The sequence below is a fragment of the Halobacillus sp. BBL2006 genome (assembly GCF_000786645.1).
In the GTDB taxonomy this organism is placed as follows: Bacteria; Bacillota; Bacilli; order Bacillales; family Halobacillaceae; genus Halobacillus.
Map to the genome: position 1 here is coordinate 1 of NZ_JRNX01000461.1, position 2,799 is coordinate 2,799.

General features: G+C 43.4%; 1 protein-coding gene. It reads right to left on the reverse strand.

From position 1 onward, the window contains the following. Positions 1-2,650 (reverse strand): S8 family serine peptidase (locus LD39_RS13695; protein ID WP_035547990.1); only part of this gene is annotated, 2,650 nt, incomplete at its 3' end. Positions 2,651-2,799 lie beyond the last annotated feature (149 nt).

Sequence of the window (2,799 nt, forward strand, 5' to 3'; positions counted from 1 at the left end):
AGTCGTCACCGTTTGGAGAGAATCCGACGTGCTCTTCAGAACCTGCAAGCGTTGCATCTTCAGCTAGCAGCGGGTCAACACCTAGAATCTGTCCATCCAAGGAAAGTAGAGCTGTTTCCCCGTAGAAAATCTTGCTTGGATCTTCGTAGATTGTTGCGTCAACATTACGTGCTTGATCCCATTTACCATGGAAGCCAACGTAAGGAACGTTCAGCTCAGGGTTGGTATCATTAGGGTCTGTGAAGGATACGAAACCTTCCACAAAGTGTCCATTCTCAAATAGTTTTTCTGGAGAAAGACCTTTATACCCATCGACAACATTCTCTAAGTCAAGTGATACGTTGACTTCGACCGTAGAGTTAGCCGGAACAACAACTTGATAATCCCCTTCGACTTCGCTTCCGTTCGGAGAAGTGATATCAATCGGGAATTCTTTTGTTCCTTTTTTGTAGATCGGATTCGCTTCTGCAAAATTAAAGGTACCAAACTCAAAGATGTCTACAAGGTCTGTTTGCACAGAACCTTTTACGTTATAGACAGCATTCTCATCGCTTACGTTTTCAAGTTCAAGCGTAAAGGATTCTTTGTCGCCCATTTCTTTCAAAGCGACTTTACCGACACCTGTTTCTTTTTCTGTTGCCATAACAGGTGTTTCCATCGCTGCGTAAAGATCCATCAATCCGGCTCCCATTCGGCGAGGAGAATAATACAAACCATCTTCGTTATCTGTACCTTTGTCCACTTGTGGAACAGATGTGTTCATTAGGATGTTTTTCGCGATTCCTACGCGTTCAGCACCCGTAGCTTTGAACTCTTCATCCACACGCTGTAAGACTAGCGCTGAGCCACCGGATACGTGAGGAGCTGCCATTGATGTGCCGCTCATCATGCCGTATTCATCATCCTGCAGGGTAGAAAGAATGTTTCCACCCGGTGCGGTGATTTCAGGCTTAAAGTTCAAGTTTGGTGTTACACCCCAAGATGTGAAGGAAGACATTTTTCCTGCTTCAGGGTTTTTCGTCTTCACTTCTTCGCCTTCAAAAGCAATCTCTACCTTTTGATCATTTTGAAGTTTTTCCGCTAACATCACTCCATCTTCTTTAGAGATGGACAGTTGAGGAATTTTAATTTCCCCGCTTGTGGCCATACTGATGTATCCATCGACATTGTTGTAGATAATAACACCAACCGCTCCGCGTTCTTGTGCATTCAATGTTTTCGTAACAAAAGGTGTTTCTCCACGTGAAATTAAAGCAATTTTTCCTTCGACGTCGACACCTTCAAAATCATTCGCTTCTGGGCTCGCCGTTGAATCTCCCGGCACTCGTCCCAAACCTGCATAAACGACTTCTTGATATCCTTCCAAAGTATCTGGAGACACACTGCTTGCAGATAGGAATGGAATAGGATCCATATCTTCTCCATCTACTTTTGGATTAAAGGCACTAAGATTCAAGTAAGAATTTTCGAATGCTGCGACCTGCAAGGATTCTGGTGTAATCCCAGGTGCTCCTACCACTCCGTAGTCAGGGTCTTGTGCGTAGGTCGGGTAGAACCCTTCTCCAAGTCTCGCGGAGTTGCCTGCAGAAATCGACATCATCACGCCGTTATCTACTGCGTTCGCAATCGCGCGCTGTTCAGGATCGTCTTCGTTAACAAAGCCTGCCGTTGAACCTAAGCTCATGTTGATGACGTCTGCACCAAGTACAATCGCATCATCAAGGGCTTTGATGTAAATGTCTCCATACGTTGAAGGCATTTCAGGGTCGTTACCAAAAACTTTCATCCCTAAGATTTGGGCTTCTGGAGCTACCCCTTTGATGCCGCCGTTATCTTCATCGCCATTCGCTCCTACCGTACCGGAGACGTGCATGCCGTGCTCGCTGGCATCTGGACCAAGGTCTAATACTGTATTATTATCGTCGGCATAGTTATGACCATAAGGAACTTTCTCAGTAAAGTATTTCCCTTTCAAGCCGTCTTCTCCTGTTAAAGCATTGACCTCTTCCTTACTCAGTTCAGGATCGGTTTCGTCACTGAGTATCATATCTCTATGATCTGGATCGATACCGGTATCGATGACAGCGACCGTCATCCCTTCCCCTTTATAGCCGTAGTCCTGCCAAGTTTTTTGGGCATTGACAAGCTCTTTACTATAAAGCATTTCAGGGTCTTCTGTCGGACGCTCGTATTCGTGAGTGATATGTACTTTCCCGACATTATCTAGTTTCTCTATCATTTTGATTGAACCATATTTAACGGTACCACTGAAGCCGTTAAGAACGGTTGTGAAGCTTTCTTTAAAGTCCATGGCGATCGATTTTTGATTGATCGATTGCTTCACTTCGCTCTGAGCATCCAGGGCAGCTTTACGCAATTTCTCCTTATTAGATTCGGATAGTTCACTATAGCTTTTCCCTAAGCTTTGAGCTGAATAAATGACTGGTTTATCTTTTAATTCGACAATGACACGAACTTCTTCATCTTTTTCATACGTTTTTTCTTTAAAATCCTTCTGAAAATCACCTTTCGTCACGTTAACCTTTTGCTGACCATCACGAACGCCCTTCGCGGTACTGCCCGTCGTTGCAAAAGCCGTGTTCGAAAAGGCTAGTAGAAAAATAAAGAACACAATCAAGCCTTTTTTCATGTTCAAATGACATCCTCCTCAGTTTTTTTCCATAAAAGACTATTAACCTATCACTTTCGCCCCTTTCTCTGTTAATACATTCCAATTATATTCACATTTTTCTTTTTATTCAATTAATTCGACATTCTTTTCAGAAAAAAAAGAAAATA